This window comes from Yersinia canariae, assembly GCF_009831415.1.
Lineage (GTDB): Bacteria > Pseudomonadota > Gammaproteobacteria > Enterobacterales > Enterobacteriaceae > Yersinia > Yersinia canariae.
In genome coordinates, this window is the sequence record NZ_CP043727.1 from 1,285,031 (window position 1) to 1,300,856 (window position 15,826).

Here is a 15,826-nt window from a genome sequence, read left to right on the forward strand (position 1 = left end):
GCGTATTAGTTAAATTTAACTTCAAAGTTTAGTGTGGCATCAGCATCACCTGGAGTGAACACACTGGCTGTTGTGACATATTTTGCTTTATATTTAAGATCATGAGTCTCGGCGCCATCCAGCGACTTAACAGCTGCTTTCTCATTTATTTTGATTTCTGTAGTGCCGTCTTCTTCATACAATGCCAATGCAACACCTTTAACACCATTCAGTTGTAATGAGCCTTTCTTATCAGTATCTTCTTTACCTGTGAAGGTTACAGTGGCATCTTGTTTTATTGCCGGACAACCGGTTAGTTTGATGATAATATCTGTAGAACTAGACGCTACCGTGTTGGCAGTTCGACCCAGTTCATTTAGGTTAATGTCTGGCATTTTAATATCTGTAACTGTAGAACTCGCCACGCATGGGTTTGATGTGATTTTCCCGGTAATATTAATAGTGCCTGCATTTGCCGTAGAGGCAAATACCGAGGCGGCCAGTAAAGAAGTGACAATTAGTTTGTTTTTCATATTCATAATAAAATTTCAATCCGAAATGGTTCGTGGTAATTAATAGTTAAATCGCATGGCCATAATGACCTATATTTCAATGAAAGGTTTTTGTTGCCGTTTCATTCTGGTCGCTAATATAGTGGTCAAAATAGTTATGAGGAAAGTGTATTTTTCGGAATTAATGTCGGGTAAGAAAAATGAGTTTTTTAATAAGGTGGTTTTATTTATTAATAACTTGGAATTTTCCATTAAAATAGAAAGTCAGTAGGGCGCTAATACTTATTCTCAGCGGAATAATTCGGAATAGGCATTAAAATGAGATTGGATCAGGTTTCGCTTGATATGAATGAGGGCATCGGTGGGGAATGGTTCAGGGTTTCATTTATCTGGTTAGTATCAATGCCGAGGGAGTCGTCAACGCGAGATTGCACAAAGGGGCCGTGATTATGGCCCCTTTGGCGGTTGGTTCATCGCAGGCTAACTGAACCGTGAAGTTCTAACAACCTAATCAGAAAACGTAATCAACATCAATACTCAACTCAATATCAGCGATAAAGTGTCTGCGCCCACCGCGCCAACCCTGCTGTAACCGAGCCAAAATCATTACCACCCACTAATGGGATGCCGGGCAATTGTTGCTCTAATGCGGCTCGCAGTAATGGGGAGCGGGCGCTGCCGCCAGTCAAGTAAATCACATCTGGCGTGACGTGGCTGGTGGAGAGCGCCAGGCTGACTTGTTCTTGAATCCGTTGCAGTGGTTGGGAAATAGCTTCAGCAAGTTGTTGCTGACTGATAGTTTGCCCCAATTCCGGTTGGACAAAATCCAGTGCTGCCGTGACCTGTTCTTGCTCAGACAGCGCAATTTTGCTCTCTTCTGCGGCGCGTACCAACCGGTAACTCAAACGCTGCTGATAGACTTTCAGTAGGCGCTCAACTTGCTGTGGGTTGGCGGCATCACGGATTAAATCCCGCAGAAAACGGCCATTAACGGTGCTGTAGAAATCGCTTTGTGCCGGGACATCATTGGTGGCAACGGCATTCCAGTAGGGCAATGACGGCATCGCAATCCCTTTTTCGGTTTCGCCACCCAGACCAAACAAAGGCATCAGTTGCTTAAACGCCAACATAATATCTAGGTCATTCCCCCCGACACGGCAGCCACTGTGGCCCAGCAGGCTTTGCTGGCGGTCTGCCAGCCCCTGCCATTTTGGCCCCATTAATAGCACCGAGCAGTCTGTGGTTCCCCCGCCAATATCTACCACCAAGACCGTTTTCTCCGTCTTCAGTGTGGCTTCAAAATCCAGCCCCGCCGCGACGGGCTCAAACTGGAAGGCAATATCGCGAAAACCCGCACGTTGTGCGGCGCGCAGTAAAATACCTTCAGCCTGTCGGTTAGCTTCTTCGCCGCCGGAACCCTGAAAGTTAACCGGGCGGCCAATGACTGTTTGACGGATTTCTGATGCCAATACGGATTCCGCCTGGCGCTTGATATGGAACATCATGGCGCAGACTAAATCCTCAAACAGCGCTAACTGCTGAGGTTTTAACCCATTGGCACCTAAGAAAGATTTAGGCGATTTTACAAAGTAAACTTCTTCGGGATCTTCAATATAGTGGGCCAGAGCCGACAAGCCAAACATCAAGCTGTCAGTGGTGACCGGGATATCTTCTTCGCGATTGAACGCCATGGCCCGGCGTAACAGTTGCTGATTTTCGTCACTGCCGGTTGGCACCTGCCAGTGGCGGTGCAGGCACTCACTAACGGCTTCCCGGGTCGGGGCGCACAGCATGGAGGGCAAATAGACATCATTATTTTCCAGCACCAGCAATTCGGGAGTATCGTCCCGCATCACGGCAACCGAGCAGTTTGCTGTGCCGTAGTCAAATCCAATGAACATAATTGCCCCAGGCCAAATAAAGGGGGGCGACTTTACCCTAGAGTGAGCAGTGGGGCAATCGTCAAGTCAGGATATTAGGCTATTTAATCGCGAAATATCCGCTGTTAAGCACCTCTGTTAGGGGGGCTGTGGGGCCAATCATTTCGCCGTCGGCTAAATCAACTCCGATAGCCACTAACTTATGGAGAGTGGGGGCTAACTCTATCGGGCCTGCCAGTGTGGCTATATTGGCCCGTTGTGCTGTGCCGTTGATGATGGATATCAGCACTTCATCCATTTGATTAATATGAATATGAGCAATTAAATCGCTATTGAATTTCAGATAATCAATGGTGTGCTCAGCCAGTAATTCAAAATCATTCAGATTATGGCCAAACTCCTTAACAATTAACTTGCAGCCCAGTTCTTGCAGCTTGGCGAGGAAATTACCAATCGCAAACGGGTATTGCAGTAAGGTGGATTCGTCGACCATCCAGTACAAGCTTTGCGGTGGTAACGCGGTCTGTTGCACCAGCGCCAGCAGTGACTGACGGAAATCCTCCTTGAGCAGCGCTATCTCGGATAACGGGATTGCCAGTGACATCCCTTTGCGATTAATTGCCTCGGCCTGTGTGACTAACAACTGCTCGCACACCCAGCCGTCGACCTGCGGCAGTAAGCCATACAGCAGCGCGGCTTCCTGAAATTCGGCTTGGCTAACATTCATGTTTTGCGGACGATTGACCACGAAACTGACCTGATAAAAGCAGACTGACAATGGCGTTTTAGGTGGTGCCGTTGGGGTCAGTTGCAGTGTCAGTTGGCTCTCACTGATGATATTTTCGACATCCTCTTTGCTCAGCAAGTCGTGCTGGCGTGCCAACAACTGTTTTTGCCGTGGCTGATAGAGGAACACCTGACCGCGACCACTGTGTTTGGCGGTATAACAGGCGATATCGGCCTGCGCCATAATCTCACTACGCTGATTATTGCTGCTGCTAATTTGGGTCACACCGGCGCTGGCCCCGATACGATAAAGCTTATCTTCCCAGTAAAAATGGTAGCCATTGATCATGGACACCAGACTTTGGGTGATGGCTTTGGCGTGGGGCAGGGTGCAGTTGAGCATCAGTAAACCAAACTCATCACCGCCGAGCCGCGCGACACAGTCGCTGTTGCGTAAATGCTGGCGCATCAACTGGCTCAACTCTTTCAGCAATGCATCCCCCGCTGGATGGCCTGCGGTGTCGTTGATGGCTTTAAAATAGTCTAAATCGAGGAACGCCAGTGCATGTTGCTGGTTGAGCTCGACACTGACTTGAATAGCGGCTTTCAACTTGTTTTCAAAATTGGCACGGTTTGGCAGACCGGTCAGATTGTCGTGGGAAGCACTGTGGCTGAGTTTGCGCATCATGGCGCGCGACTCGCCGACATCTTGGAACACCATAACCGCCCCGACCACCCCACCTTCGAGGGTTTTCAGCGGCGCGACGGACTCCTGAATGTCGTAATGCTGCCCGTCGCGATGATGTAACACTATCGACTCATTCAGCGAAGAGTAAGGGCGGTGATTGAGACAGTGCTCGATTGGGTTGTCAATTTCTGGCCCATCCACTCCGTTGGTCAGCTTAATAATATGGCTGACGGGCTGACCCAGTGCGATGGTATTGGCCCAGCCGGTCATTTTCTCGGCGACAGGGTTCATAAAGGTAATCTTCATCTCCTGATCGGTACAGACCACCGCTTCGCCGATGGAGTCCAGCGTGATATGCAACCGCTCTTTCTCTTCGTGCAGCGCTTCCGTCAGGTTCCTGATTTCGGTCATATCCAGCGTGGTGCCGATTAGGCGCAGAATATTGCCTTTCTTATCACACACCATATTGGCTTGATTACGCAGATGCACAATCTCACCGTTCGGCAATAGCAACCTGAACTCCAGGCGATACGGCTGGCGCTGCTTTAGGGCTGCGCTGTATTCGCGATTGACTCGATTGATATCCTCCGGATGTACATGTGTGCGCCAAACTTTATCGTCAACCGGGGTATACAGCGGGATATGATAAAGTTCGTACATCCGCTTATCCCAACTGATCACCTGCTTTCTCAGATCCAATTCCCAGATGCCAATCCCGCCCGCTTCGTTAGCCAGCGTAATGCGCTCCATCAGACGGCGGTTAATTATCTCACTCTTTTTCAGATCATTAATATCTTCGACCTGCGAGATGTAATAGAGCGGTTGCTGCTCGTGATCCCGCACCACACTTACAACCAGCAATGCCCACACCACCTCGCCATCACTGCGGATATAGCGTTTTTCCATCGAATAACTGGGGATGCGGCCATGATAGAGATCATCCAGTAATTTCATATCTGCGGAGAGGTCTTCTGGGTGTGTGATTTGCTGAAAAGTCAGAGTTAGTAAGGTTTCCTGACTGTAGTTCAGCAACTTACACAGTGCCTGATTGACCTGCATCCATTTGCCTTCCGGCGAGACCAGAGCCATGCCGATGGCGGAATATTCCATGGCGTTGCGAAAGCGGTTTTCGCTTTCAACAATATGCTCTTTTTCCATTCGAAAGGAGTGCATTACCATTGCCATGGCATGAGGGGGAATCAGCACCATCAATAAGGGAATAAAAGAAAACGCCTGCACTGACAGTTTGGTATCGGTCGGAAGTGTAAACAGGTTGAAATTAATCATCATTGCAATCAGCAATGTCGCTAGAAAACAGATAGTAAAGGTTTCAAAACGGGGAAGCCGGATGGATACCCAAATCAACGCCATAATAATGAAAGTGAAAGGAAAAGGTAGATAAATCAAACCAATATAACAAGCCGTCAGCGAGGCTATCATCATCCAAATCATGTCGAACAGTGCTTTGGTTTTGGTTGTAATATTGAAATAACCACGGCGATAAAGTAGCCCAACCGGGCCTAAGGCTAACATGCCGATAGCTTCGGACATAAACCACACGGTAAGCACTGGAGTAAAATTGCCGTTTTGAGGCGCTAAGTACCAAGCCGCCGCCAGCCCACTCACCAAGGGAACCAGAATCACGGTACAAATGGAGAATTTGAGCCAACTGAAGAGGTTATTAAGTGGGTCTTTGGGCTGGAGTAATCTTCGCAGTAGCCACGCGCCGGCGGCTGATTCCGCAAGATTTATCAGTGTTAATGGCAGTGGGAACCAACTGATACCATATAAAATAAAATTGGCCGCAACAATAGATATCCCTGCCGCCAGTAATTGCCACGACCAATAGCGCGTCGGGTGATGAAATAATGCCACCATCAATACTGCGGTTGGGAACCATAAAGGGGCCAGATTTTCTGATTGCTCAGAAAGCCGGATACAAAAGAGTGCGAGCAAAAACACTACTATGCTGGTGATAGCAATGTGCAGAATTGTTTTGTTGTCAGGAGCCGGCTTTTCGACCGCACTGAGATCCATAGAACGCCTTATTTTGCTCACAATCATTATGATTATTATGGGAAAACTCACTACATAAAAATATACCGCATTCAATAGTTTAGTCTAGATCAGCACTAACGAGTGTTATTGGCGTGCTCACTGTTTAATTAATTATTTATTAGCATAAACACTAAACTAAGAATATGGTGGCGAGTCCCAGAAAAATGAAAAAGCCGCCAGTATCGGTGATTGCTGTGATCATGACACTGGAACCAATCGCCGGGTCACGACCTAAACGGGCCATAGTCATCGGGATAATAACGCCCATCAGCGCCGCCATTAACAAGTTAAGTATCATCGCCAACGTCATCACGCCGCCCATGGCCGGGTCACCATAGAGTAGATAGGTGACAACCCCCATAATTCCTCCCCATACCAGGCCATTGATCAGGGCCACACCCAGTTCCCTGAACATCAGGAAGGTCACATTGCCCTGCTGAATATGGTGCAATGCCAAAGCCCGAACAATCATGGTGATAGTTTGGTTACCCGTGTTGCCGCCAATACCTGCAACAATTGGCATTAACGCAGCCAATGCCACTAATTGTGAAATGGTATCTTCAAATAATCCGATGACCCTTGAGGCCACAAACGCAGTACAGAGATTGATTGCCAGCCATGACCAACGGGTTCGAACCGCACGGCCTACAGGGGAGAATACATCTTCCTCTGGGCTTAAGCCCCCCATCCGCCTTAATGTGGTATCACTCTCTTCATTCACCACGTCAACTATCTCTTCGATGGTCAGACGGCCCATCAGTTTGCCTTTAGCATCGATAACTGCGGCACTGATTAAGTCATAACGTTCAAAGGCTCCAGCGGCATCTTCGGCTTTCTGCTCCGGCTGGAAAGTGATTGGGTTGCTCTCCATCACCTGGAATACCAGAGTATTGGGTGAGTTAAGGAGAACGGCGGTCAGCGGCAGTTCTCCAAGTAAGGTATTTTTGCGGTCAATAACGAAGATTTTATCTGTGGCATCGGGGATATTTTTCCGATAACGCAAATAGCGCTGTACCGTGGCCAGAGTGACATCGGCCCGTACCGTCACCAGTTCGAAATCCATCATCTGGCCGACGGTATCGCGGCCATATTGGATAATTTCACGCACTCTGGCCCGTTGGTCCGGGTCCAATGAGGTGAGCAGGCGGCCCATCAAGTTACGCGGCAGGTATTCGGCCAGATAAGCCTGTTCATCAACATGCAAGGTGCGCATCGCTTTTAACAGGTCTTTATCACTCATCTCTGTGATGAGTGTGTCCCACACCGTTTCAGAGACTTCGACCAGTGTTTGACCGCGCTTTTCATTTTTGACTAACCGCCACAACGCCAGACGTTCATCATTGGGTAAGGCTTCGAGCAAGTCGGCAAGGTCAGCTGCGTGCAAATTGTCGAGCAGAGTCTTTAATTCTAATGTTTTTTCTGCTAATTGCTCATTACTGAGTTTTTCGCGGTCTTCCTGACGGCCAAGAATACCGTCGACCAAGGCTTTATTATTCAACAATAAGGAAAGTATTCGGTTGCGTATTTCTGCCAATTTTTTCGCATTATTTTTAGCTTTGTTTTTTACAATCGAAGAAAGTGGCACAGGCGTAATCGGCACTGGCATAGTGTGTCCTTTATATCTGTCATGCTTCGAACTACAGGTGTGTTAACTTCCCCAGTCACTTACTTGTGCAAGCGCTTGAGGATTTGCTCAGCTGCCGTCTTCCTGCAACTCGAATTATTTGGGGTATATACAGTAGATAGCGAAAGTCTAAGGTGCAAAATCAGTCTCATGAGAGCCAGGCGGTTCGCCGTCCACAGACAGTTCGATTCGCTGCTCTTCACGCCGTTCCTGATGATGAGAAATAGAAGCAATCCCCGCATACAATAAGCGGCCAAACAGAATGAGAAAGCTCACCAGCAAGATGATTTTTGTTAGTTGTGTTGAGGGCCTTTTTTTCATATTTACCTTTACCCTTCGTACTTGAAATTGCAGCGGTGTTAGCTGCCCTCACGCACCCGAATCACTGACTTGAGTAAGCTCATCGGGATTTGTTCACTTGCTGCCTTGCTGCAATCCCAATAACTTTGGGTAATACCTTCGTACTTGAAATTGCAGCGGCGTTAGCTGCTCTCACGCACCCGAATCACTGACTTGAGTAAGCTCATCGGGGTTTTTCTACTTACACTTTAGGATTTTCAGCTTCTACTTCAGCATCTTCCGGTGCTTCTTCTTCAATGATAAGCTTCCAGCCGACGACGTCATCCCAGTAAGCCTGCTCACGTTCAAAATCCAGTTGTACCAGATTATTTTGTGCCAGGTAACCTGCCGGGAAGCGCAATGTCCAATGGCTGTCATCTGTTATCAGCCGCAGTGTTTCTGGTGTGGTGGTCGATTGACGCTGATTATTCAATAAAGTACTCAAACGTAATAACTGAATTAACGGCAAATAATACTTTTTCTTGAATAAATTCAAGCGCGGCAGCTCATCAAGCTTAATCCCTTTTCGATGCATACGCACCAAGGTCGCCAGCAGTAATTGCTGTTCCTGATTGAAGCCCGGTAAGTTGGTATTTTGCAAAATATAAGCAGAATGGCGATGCATTCCGCTGTGATTAATACTCAGACCGACCTCATGTAGCATGGCCGCCCATCTTAGCAATGCTTCAAGTTGCGGCTGTACCAGCTTGGTATTTTGTGCCAACCATTGGGTATAAAGCTGTTCGGTTGTTTCCAGCACCCGGCGAGCTTGTTCCCGGTCAATATTGTAGTGCTCGGCCAAGCTTTTGGCCGTGCGTTGGCGAATATCCTGATGGCGGAAACGGCCCTCCATCTCATAGAGAACCCCCTCACGCAGCGCACCATCCGATAAACGCAACTCTTTGACTGCTAAGGCATCAAATACGCCACATAAAATAGCCAAACCCGGCACAAACACCGATTGGCGATCTTCCGATAGCCCCGGCAGGCTCAGTGCTGAGAAGTGTTTATATTGCAGCACTTGCTCAACCAGCATTTCGAGGCGCTCAGGGGTAATCAAACCGTCTTTCTCGCCCATTTCCACCAGCACTTCGTAGGTGGCTTTAATGGTGCCGGAAGCACCCAGAGCATATTGCCAACCTTGGATTCGATATTGCCAGGCGAGGTTTTCCAGTTTTTGTGCGGCGGCCAGACGGGCACGCTTGAAGTTTGTCTTACTGATTTCGCCGTGTGGGAAAAACTGTTGGGCAAAACTAACGCAGCCCATACGGCGGCTTTCGACCAGTAAAGGTTCAAAGTCTTCGCCAATAACCAACTCGGTTGAACCGCCACCGATATCAATCACCAGTTTGCGGCCTTTCTCCGGCTGAGTGTGTTCAACGCCCATAAAAATCAGGCGCGCTTCTTCCTGACCGGAAATGATTTCGATCGGATAAGGAATGACCTGGGCGGCACGCTTGAGGAAAGTCTCTGCATTCGCAGCTTGTCGCAGTGAGTGCGTCCCCACGATGCAGACGTTATCTGGTGAGAAACCTTGCAAACGTTCTGCAAACAAGGCCAGACAAGCCAGACCCCGCTCAATGGCTTCTTCGCTGAGCATATTATTGCTATCCAGACCATCAGCCAGATGCACACGCTGCTTCAGGCGCCCTAAAACCTGCAGTGCGCCATTAACAACACGGGCAATAACCATATGGAAACTGTTAGAACCCAGATCGATAGCGGCAATTTCTTGCGGTTTTGTGGTAGTCGAATTATTGGTTAGCGGCATAGTTTTAGCCTTACTGCTCTGGTTGTTCCAGCGCTTTTAAATAATCATAGATGGCAATCTGTGCACGTACTTTGCGCCTATTTCCACGCGGTACATAACGATTACTCAGTTCTTTATCAATATAACGGGCTTTTACCGTGTCGTTGAATAACAGCTCTAAAATATCCAGCACCCGCTGTTTTAACCTCGGGTCCAGTAATGAAACTGCTACCTCAATACGATAATCAATATTACGAGTCATCCAGTCAGCGGAAGAGAGATAGACCAGTTTGTCACCCTTATTCTCAAAGACGTACACTCGGTCATGCTCTAAGAAACGGTCAACGATACTGGTGACCTGGATATTATCGCTGATCCCCGGCATATTGGGGGTAAGTGAACACATGCCACGCACTAATAACCGGATCTTCACTCCCGCACTGGAGGCGTTATATAACCTATCTACCAGACCTTTATCCACTAAATTATTTATCTTCAGGGTAATCCCGGCGCTTTCGCCCGCCTGAGCATGAATAATTTCCTGATCGATCAATTGATACAGCATCAAACGCGAGTTTTGCGGTGATACCATCAAATTATCGAATTTGACCGGGCGGTATGGGTTTTCAATAAAGTTAAATACCCGCCGAACTTCATTGGTAATACGGGCATCTGCCGTCAGCAATGAATAGTCGGTATAAATACGCGCGGTTTTCTCGTTAAAGTTACCGGTACCAATATGAGCATAACGCACGATTTCCTCGCCTTCGAGACGGGAAATTAGGAATAACTTGGCGTGAATTTTCAAACCCGGCGCGGAGAAAATAACGTGTACACCCGCGGCGGTCAGACTTTTGGCCCAATGAATATTGGCTTCTTCGTCGAAACGCGCCTGCAATTCCACGACCACAGTCACTTTCTTGCCATTATGGGCCGCATGGATCATTGATTCGATAATGCGAGAATCTTTGGCAACACGATAAATATTGATTTTAATGGCTAACACGCTTGGGTCGAAGGATGCCTGGCGCAGTAATTCCAATACGTGTTCGAAAGTGTGATAAGGGTAATACAGCAACACATCTTGTTCGCGAATAGCATCAAAGCCATTGCGGAATTTATCAAACCAAACATGGCGCAGACGTGGCAACGGCTTATTAACCAGATTGCTTTTGCCGACATTCGGGAAGCTGATAAAGTCTTTGAAATTATGGTAACGGCCGCCAGCAATAACTGAATCATCATTCGAGATACCCAGTTTACCGCGCAGTAATTCCACCATTTCATCCGGCATATCGCGTTGATAAACAAAGCGTACCGGCTCGGCCGTCAGACGTTGTTTTAAGCTTGATGACATCAATTCCAGCAGGCTGGATTCCATTTCAGTGACCAAATCATATTCCGCATCACGGGTCATCTTCATGGAATAGGCATTTAGCGCATCATAATCAAAGAAGCCTTTAAAAATCTCATCAAGGCAATATCTAAGAATATTATCAAGCAATATCATTGGCTTGCGACGGCGGGGGGCTTCTGGTGGTAAATTAACGAAGCGCGGTACTTTATCAGAAGGAATTTCTAACAGGGCATAGGCAATTTCCTGACCACGGATAATTTCCACTGCCAAATAGGTATAGTCGTCTTTTAAAAACTGCACCAAATTGGTGTCACGATTAATCAGAATAGGTGTGATGTGCTGGCGCAGATGCTGCTTAAAATAGAGCTTGAGCCAGATTTGCTGATTCTCGGAAATTTGCCGCTCATTAATCAAAAAGATCTGATTACGGGCCATCTCCAGCAATAGCTCATTATATAACCCATCAAATTCTTGGTCGGCCTTCACCACTTTGCTCTGAATTTTTTTCAGCAAATGGCGCGAGGTCACGGCAGAGCCTTGCTCTTCGCTAATCAAAATGCGCCGCTTCAGATCGGCGAAACGGACTTTGTAAAATTCATCCAAATTGTTGGAATAAATACCAAGGAACCGCATCCGCTCAATGAGTGGATTGCTCTTATCCGCCGCTTCCTGCAATACCCGCTCATTAAAGGCTAACCAGCTGAGTTCTTTCTCGATGTAGAGCTTTTCCTGACCCATTGCAACTCCAGTAAGATTATTGTGGGAGTATTTAGTGTCCGTAATCATTATTGCGAAAGAATGATAAGAAAGTCCAACAGATATCATTAGTTAACTTTGTTTGCTAATAATCCTATTCAATAGATTTCAAGATGCAGGAAACCGGTAATACAACTGTAGTTTGAAAGAGGGTGGGTATAAAAACATTGTCATGCAAACGCCACAAAACTGACATAAGATGCTCGGTCATCTGGCGCTATATATTATAGATTGTGGCTGGGTTGATAACATCGATGGGATAGAGCAGCGTAAGGGCATGGGACAATCAAAGATTATGCGGCAAGCGGGCGTAGTAACACAATCAGGGAGAGATAAGCGCCGGGCTGTCATTGAACGTCTGGTGCGTATGTTAGTTACGGGCAGTGGCCTGTTGGTTTTGCTGACATTAATGCTGATTTTCGTCTATTTATTGTACGCCGTACTGCCGCTGTTTAAACCTGCCTCGATGAATTTGCACAGTCAGTTTGCGATAAATAGCAGCGCGCCCACTCTTGCTCTGGGGACTGATGCGCAGGGGTTGGTGGGATACCGTATTGATAATAAAGGGCGAGGTTATTTTATTCGCCTCAATGCGCAGGGTGAATCTCCCGCCGGTAGCCTTATCAGTGAGCAACAGTTGTCACCTCCGCCAGTATCAATCAGCCGTGCTATAGGTAGCCAATCTTTATATGGTGTTGGCCTGAGTAATGGCCACTTTACTTTGCTGCAACCCGACTTCTCAGCGACACCGCCGCGCTGGCAATTTCCGCTGGGTGAGCAACCGCGCTTTTTGGATTTGAAAGGTCAAAATCTGAGTCACCTGGTGTTGGCGGAGCCGCAGCCACAACACTTTGCTTTGGCGGCCGCCACTGATGATGGCCGCTTACTGGCAGGGGCGTTTACTGCGCAGGGCCAGTACATCGCCGAGCTGACGGATGTGCCGAAAACCGATCAGTTGATCTTGGCCCCAGATGGGCATTTGCTCTATTTGTTATCGGGCAATCAGCTCTATATCTACCAACTTGGCACTGAACTAACACTGCGGGAAGTGGTGTCGTTGCGCGATGATAAACATGCCGCCGATGGCCCTTTAACTCTCGCGCTGTTGGCCGGTGGAAAGTCTCTGTTGGTTCAATCGCCGGACGGCGTAGTCACGCAATGGTTTGACGTGCCCAAAGAGCCAGATAATCAATACCATTTAACACGAATTCGCAGCTTTACTCCTGCGGGTAAGGGCTTACTGACGACTGAAAATGCCCGGCGAGTATTTGCTTCATTGTCGCCACAAGGCGAGTTATCGCTCTTCTCCAGCATCCAGTCAGCTCCGCTATTGCAGCATAAATTGGCGGAGGGGGTGACCCATGCGGCTTTTTCTCCTTGGGGCGATAACCTGCTGATAGAGAATGCGGCTGGTTGGTCTTCTTATCAATTAGACAATCGTTACCCTGATATCAATTGGCGTAGCCTATGGCAGCGGGTGTGGTATGAAAATTACCCGGAGCCGGCCTATGTCTGGCAATCGAGTTCGGCACAAGAGAGTTATCAAGCCAAATTTAGCCTGATACCTATTATCTTTGGCACCCTAAAGGCTGCGGGCTATGCCATGTTGTTTGCTGTTCCACTGGCATTGGCTGGTGCTATTTATACTGCTTATTTTATGTCGGCAGGCCTGCGGAGAGTGGTTAAACCGACGATTGAGATGATGGGCGCATTTCCGACGGTAGTTATTGGGCTGATTGCCGGTATTTGGTTGGCACCGATAATTGAACATTATCTGACCGGTATTTTATTGTTGCCGCCATTGTTGGCGTTGGCGATTCTATTGTGTGGCTGGGGCAGTGCGCGATTGTCGGAAAAAACGCAACGCAAACTGCCCGCAGGCTGGGATGTCATTATCTTGCTGCCGGTCATTCTGTTGACCGGGGCTTCGGCACTCTGGTTGGGGCCGAAATTGGCGATATGGACATTGGGAATTCCGTTGCATGAATGGTTGGGCGATAATTATTCTCAGCGTAATGCCTTAGTTGTGGGCGTTGCCATGGGCTTTGCCCTGGTCCCTGTCATTTTCTCGCTGGCCGAAGACGCCCTCTTTAGTGTGCCACCGTCACTGAGCCAAGGTTCTCTGGCGCTAGGTGCTACGCCATGGCAAACCCTGACTCGTGTTGTTTTGCCATCAGCTTATGCGGGTGTTTTCTCCGCGCTGATGATTGGTTTTGGCCGCGCGGTTGGGGAGACCATGATTGTACTTATGGCAACCGGGAATACGCCGATTATTGATGGCAGCATTTTCCAAGGATTACGGGCGATGGCGGCCAACATTGCTATTGAAATGCCGGAGGCCGTGATGGGCAGCGGTCATTATCGGGTGCTATTCCTGACGGCATTAGTCCTGTTTTGTTTCACGTTTTTAGTCAATACACTCGCCGAATCCATTCGTCTGCGCTTACGTGAACGCTATCAAATGGAGCAGATTGCCTGATGGCCAGCTTGACCAAAAAATGGTTTACCTCTGGCTCGCCGTGGATTTGGCTGACAGCCGGATCAGTGAGCATCAGCTTGTTAGCCTTACTGGGTGTTGTCTTGTTATTGGCCGGGCAGGGGATGCGATATTTCTGGCCCAGCCCGGTTTACGAGTTTGAACTCAAGCAAACTGCCGCCGGCCCGGTCAGAGTGATTGGTGAGATTTATCAGCAGCAGTCTCTCCCTCGCCAGCAATTAGAACAAGCGGGCATGGTTTTACCGCCAGAGGCGGGTGACACCGTGACCCGTTATCTGATTAAAACCGGTAACCGTGAGACACAAGGGCAAGATTTTCACCGGTTGCTGGACACGGATATTCAGCAGCGCAGTCAGCCTAAAGATTTACTGGTACTAGATAGGCAAAATAATGGGACAGCATATGGTTTTCTCGCCGGAATGCTGGATAACGGCCAGCCCGTTGTGGGCGATAATTTGGCTCAGGAACTGCAAAAGCGTATTCCGGTGATACAGGCGCTGGTCAGGCAGTCGAAAGATATCCAGTTCCGTCAGATGAACATGCTGAATCAACAGTTTGAAGTATTACGACTACAGAAAAAACGCCTGCAAATGACCGGTGATTTTGACAGTAAATCACAAGACCGAATTGAAGCCGAGTGGGGCGAACTACAGCGCAGCCATCTGGCGATGATGGAGAAATTACGCGGCCTGCAAACGGACCAAAACCGTTACACCCTGCTGTTACGGGACATGAATGGGCAAATTCATCCACTGCCACTTAGCCAAATCAAGAGTGCCTGGTATCCCAATGATATGAGTCTTTGGCAGAAACTGCGCCATTTTGCAGTGCAAACACATAAGTTTCTGACTGATAACCCGCGTAACGCCAATACTGAGGGCGGCGTGTTTCCGGCTATTTTTGGTACTGTATTGATGGTGATATTGATGTCCATCGTGGTTATGCCATTGGGTGTCATTGCGGCGGTTTACTTACATGAGTACGCGGGAAAAAACTGGCTGACTCGGATGATTCGTATTTCCGTGGTGAATTTAGCCGGCGTGCCATCCATTGTTTATGGAGTATTTGGCCTCGGTTTCTTTGTCTATTTTATAGGCGGCTCACTGGATAAACTGTTTTACCCTGAAGCGCTGCCCAACCCGACCTTCGGCACGCCGGGCGTATTATGGGCGGCATTAACCCTGGCATTATTGACATTGCCGGTGGTGATTGTTGCGACTGAAGAGGGCTTATCGCGTATTCCGGTCAGCTTACGGCAAGGTTCACTCGCGCTAGGGGCGAGTAAAGCAGAGACACTGTGGCATATTGTGTTGCCGATGGCCGCTCCAGCCATGATTACCGGGTTAATTTTAGCGGTAGCGCGAGCGGCAGGGGAAACGGCTCCGCTGATGTTGGTCGGGGTGGTGAAATCAGCGCCACTCTTGCCGGTGGACGGTGTTTTCCCGTTCCTGCATTTAGAACGTAAATTTATGCATTTAAGCTTCCAGATATACGATATGGCATTCCAAAGCCCTAATGTAGAAGCTGCCCGGCCATTAGTGTTCGCCACGGCACTATTGCTGGTTATCATTGTGGTTGGCCTTAATTTAGCGGCTATTGGTATTCGTCATCATCTGCGCGAAAAATACCGTGGTTTAATGCTGTGACTGAACTTTTTAAC

The 15,826-nt window shown here is 48.2% G+C and carries 9 protein-coding genes; 2 read left to right on the forward strand and 7 right to left on the reverse strand.

What is annotated here, in order from left to right; all coding sequences use genetic code 11:
• Positions 1 to 5: 5 nt before the first annotated feature.
• The 7 genes from F0T03_RS05935 to ppk1 all read right to left on the reverse strand — a co-directional run bounded on the left by F0T03_RS05935 (position 6) and on the right by ppk1 (position 11,651).
• Entirely contained in the window at positions 6 to 518 is a 513-nt protein-coding gene (locus tag F0T03_RS05935) for a fimbrial protein (protein WP_159677442.1), read from the reverse strand.
• Positions 519 to 1,039: 521 nt separating this feature from the next.
• A complete protein-coding gene (gene yegD / locus F0T03_RS05940) occupies positions 1,040 to 2,392 on the reverse strand; it encodes a molecular chaperone (RefSeq protein WP_159677443.1) in 1,353 nt (450 codons plus the stop codon).
• 79 nt (positions 2,393 to 2,471) lie between these two features.
• Complete coding sequence (locus F0T03_RS05945; protein ID WP_159677444.1) at positions 2,472 to 5,822, reverse strand: diguanylate cyclase; 3,351 nt, start codon at positions 5,820 to 5,822, stop codon at positions 2,472 to 2,474.
• A gap of 151 nt (positions 5,823 to 5,973) precedes the next feature.
• Positions 5,974 to 7,449 (reverse strand): magnesium transporter, encoded by a 1,476-nt coding sequence (gene mgtE / locus F0T03_RS05950; RefSeq protein ID WP_145553842.1) that lies wholly within the window; start codon positions 7,447 to 7,449, stop codon positions 5,974 to 5,976.
• Between the two features lie 147 nt (positions 7,450 to 7,596).
• Positions 7,597 to 7,788: a YfgG family protein gene (locus F0T03_RS05955; protein WP_159677445.1), complete on the reverse strand. Its 192-nt coding sequence runs from the start codon at positions 7,786 to 7,788 to the stop codon at positions 7,597 to 7,599.
• 220 nt (positions 7,789 to 8,008) lie between these two features.
• On the reverse strand, positions 8,009 to 9,577 hold the full coding sequence (ppx, locus tag F0T03_RS05960) for an exopolyphosphatase (RefSeq protein ID WP_159677446.1): 1,569 nt from the start codon (positions 9,575 to 9,577) through the stop codon (positions 8,009 to 8,011).
• Positions 9,578 to 9,587: 10 nt separating this feature from the next.
• On the reverse strand, positions 9,588 to 11,651 hold the full coding sequence (ppk1, locus tag F0T03_RS05965; protein ID WP_159677447.1) for a polyphosphate kinase 1: 2,064 nt from the start codon (positions 11,649 to 11,651) through the stop codon (positions 9,588 to 9,590).
• Positions 11,652 to 11,964: 313 nt separating this feature from the next.
• Between ppk1 and F0T03_RS05970 the strand changes: the two genes are divergently transcribed.
• On the forward strand, positions 11,965 to 14,148 hold the full coding sequence (locus F0T03_RS05970; protein ID WP_162527017.1) for an ABC transporter permease subunit: 2,184 nt from the start codon (positions 11,965 to 11,967) through the stop codon (positions 14,146 to 14,148).
• Positions 14,148 to 15,812: a phosphate ABC transporter permease PstA gene (gene pstA / locus F0T03_RS05975; protein ID WP_159677449.1), complete on the forward strand. Its 1,665-nt coding sequence runs from the start codon at positions 14,148 to 14,150 to the stop codon at positions 15,810 to 15,812. Before F0T03_RS05970 ends, pstA begins: the two co-directional genes overlap by 1 nt.
• Positions 15,813 to 15,826: the final 14 nt, after the last annotated feature.

Excerpts from the sequence above, each read along its gene's own strand:
- F0T03_RS05945 (WP_159677444.1), bottom strand. The coding sequence starts at position 5,822 with ATGGATCTCAGTGCGGTCGAAAAGCCGGCTCCTGACAACAAAACAATT.
- F0T03_RS05935 (WP_159677442.1), bottom strand. The coding sequence starts at position 518 with ATGAATATGAAAAACAAACTAATTGTCACTTCTTTACTGGCCGCCTCG.
- ppx (WP_159677446.1), bottom strand. The coding sequence starts at position 9,577 with ATGCCGCTAACCAATAATTCGACTACCACAAAACCGCAAGAAATTGCC.
- yegD (WP_159677443.1), bottom strand. The coding sequence starts at position 2,392 with ATGTTCATTGGATTTGACTACGGCACAGCAAACTGCTCGGTTGCCGTG.
- mgtE (WP_145553842.1), bottom strand. The coding sequence starts at position 7,449 with ATGCCAGTGCCGATTACGCCTGTGCCACTTTCTTCGATTGTAAAAAAC.
- ppk1 (WP_159677447.1), bottom strand. The coding sequence starts at position 11,651 with ATGGGTCAGGAAAAGCTCTACATCGAGAAAGAACTCAGCTGGTTAGCC.
- F0T03_RS05955 (WP_159677445.1), bottom strand. The coding sequence starts at position 7,788 with ATGAAAAAAAGGCCCTCAACACAACTAACAAAAATCATCTTGCTGGTG.
- pstA (WP_159677449.1), top strand. The coding sequence starts at position 14,148 with ATGGCCAGCTTGACCAAAAAATGGTTTACCTCTGGCTCGCCGTGGATT.
- F0T03_RS05970 (WP_162527017.1), top strand. The coding sequence starts at position 11,965 with ATGCGGCAAGCGGGCGTAGTAACACAATCAGGGAGAGATAAGCGCCGG.